Source organism: Rhodanobacter sp. GW835-FHT13D09 (assembly GCF_058793995.1).
Map to the genome: position 1 here is coordinate 1 of NZ_JBXAGL010000020.1, position 1,752 is coordinate 1,752.

General features: G+C 68.3%; 1 protein-coding gene. It reads right to left on the reverse strand.

Features of this window, described 5'->3' with window-relative positions:
• Window positions 1–1,752 (reverse strand): cobalamin-dependent protein (locus AC1Q5A_RS16575; protein ID WP_492702568.1); only part of this gene is annotated, 1,752 nt, incomplete at both ends.

The window sequence follows — 1,752 nt, forward strand, 5'->3', positions numbered from 1 at the left end:
CTTGTCGCGCACCTTGTATTCGTTGACGTCGGCGGTGACCGAGGCGTACAGCGCCGGCCACTCGCGCAGCTGGTGGATCGCCTCGTGGCTGAGTTCCTTCAGCGCGGCGTTGTAGCGCTGGCGCAGGCGCAGGAGGCTGCGGTCCACGCCGTGCTCGTCATGCCGGCGCAGGCCGGCATCGCTCTTCGGCTGCTCGTCCGTGGGTGATGCGATCCCGGCCTGCGCCGGGATGACGGACTGGGAGGTTGGCGGCATTTGCAAGTCGGCGCTGCGGTACAGCTCCAGCGGGCGCGGCAGCTTCTCGTCGCCCAGTTCCTTCAGCGCCTCGTAGTAGTGCTGCGCCTTGCTGGCGTATTCGGCCTGGTGCGCGATGCCCGCGTTGATGCCGCGGCCCTGCTCGGCGATCTCGGCGAGGTAGCGCACGCGGCTGCCGGGGATCAGCACGGTGGCGCGCGGCTCCTTCAGCGTGGTGTCGAGCTGCGGCTTCCAGTCGCAATGCACGGCCGAAGCAACCCCACCCTGCCCGCCCCTGGAAGGGGAGGGTTCAAGATGGAGCTTCTCGCGCAGCAGGCGGCACAGGTTGGCGAACATCCAGGTCACGCCCGGGTCGTTGAACTGGCTGGCGATGGTCGGATAGACCGGCACGTCCTCGTCGGCCACCTTGAACGCGGTGTGGTTGCGCTTCCACTGCTTGCGCACGTCGCGCAGCGCGTCCTCGGCGCCGCGCTTGTCGAACTTGTTCAGCACCACCAGCTCGGCGAAGTCGATCATGTCGATCTTCTCCAGCTGGCTGGCCGCGCCGTAGTCGCTGGTCATCACGTAGACCGGGAAGTCGACCAGGTCGACGATCTCCGAATCGCTCTGGCCGATGCCGGCGGTTTCGACGATCACCAGGTCGTACGGCTGGCTCTTCAGGAAGTCGATGCAGTCGTGCAGCACCACGCTGGTGGCGGCGTGCTGGCGGCGGGTGGCCATCGAGCGCATGTAGACGCGATGGGACCGCAGCGAGTTCATGCGGATGCGGTCGCCCAGCAGGGCTCCGCCGGAACGGCGACGGGTCGGATCGACCGCGAGCACGGCGATGCGCATGTGCGGGAACGCGTGCAGGAAGCGCAGCAGCAGTTCGTCCACCACCGACGACTTGCCGGCGCCGCCGGTGCCGGTGAGGCCGAGCACGGGCGTGGCCTTGCCGGCCAGCTTCCACTGCTTGCGCTGGCGGTCGAGCTCGCTATCGCTGAGCTTGCCTTCCTCGATGGCCGAGAGCATGTGGCCGATCGAGATCTCGTCGTCGATGTCGACCTTGGGCACGGCGCGCTGCTTCGATGCGGAGCACTCGGCTTCGGCGCGCTTCGCGGCGGCGCTGCCGGCGCGCTGCATCACGTCCTCGATCATCTCGACCAGGCCGAGCTTCATGCCGTCGTTTGGGTGGTAGATGCGCTCGACCCCGTAGGCCTGCAGCTCCCGGATCTCCTCCGGCGTGATGGTGCCGCCGCCGCCGCCGAACACGCGCACGTGGCCGGCGCCGCGCTCGCGCAGCATGTCGACCATGTACTTGAAGTATTCGACGTGGCCGCCCTGGTAGGACGACAGCGCGATCGCGTCGGCGTCTTCCTGCAGCGCGGCGCGCACCACGTCCTCCACCGAGCGGTTGTGGCCGAGGTGGATCACCTCCGCGCCCTGCGACTGGATGATCCGCCGCATGATGTTGATCGCCGCGTCGTGGCCGTCGAACAGGCTGGCCGCGGTGACGAA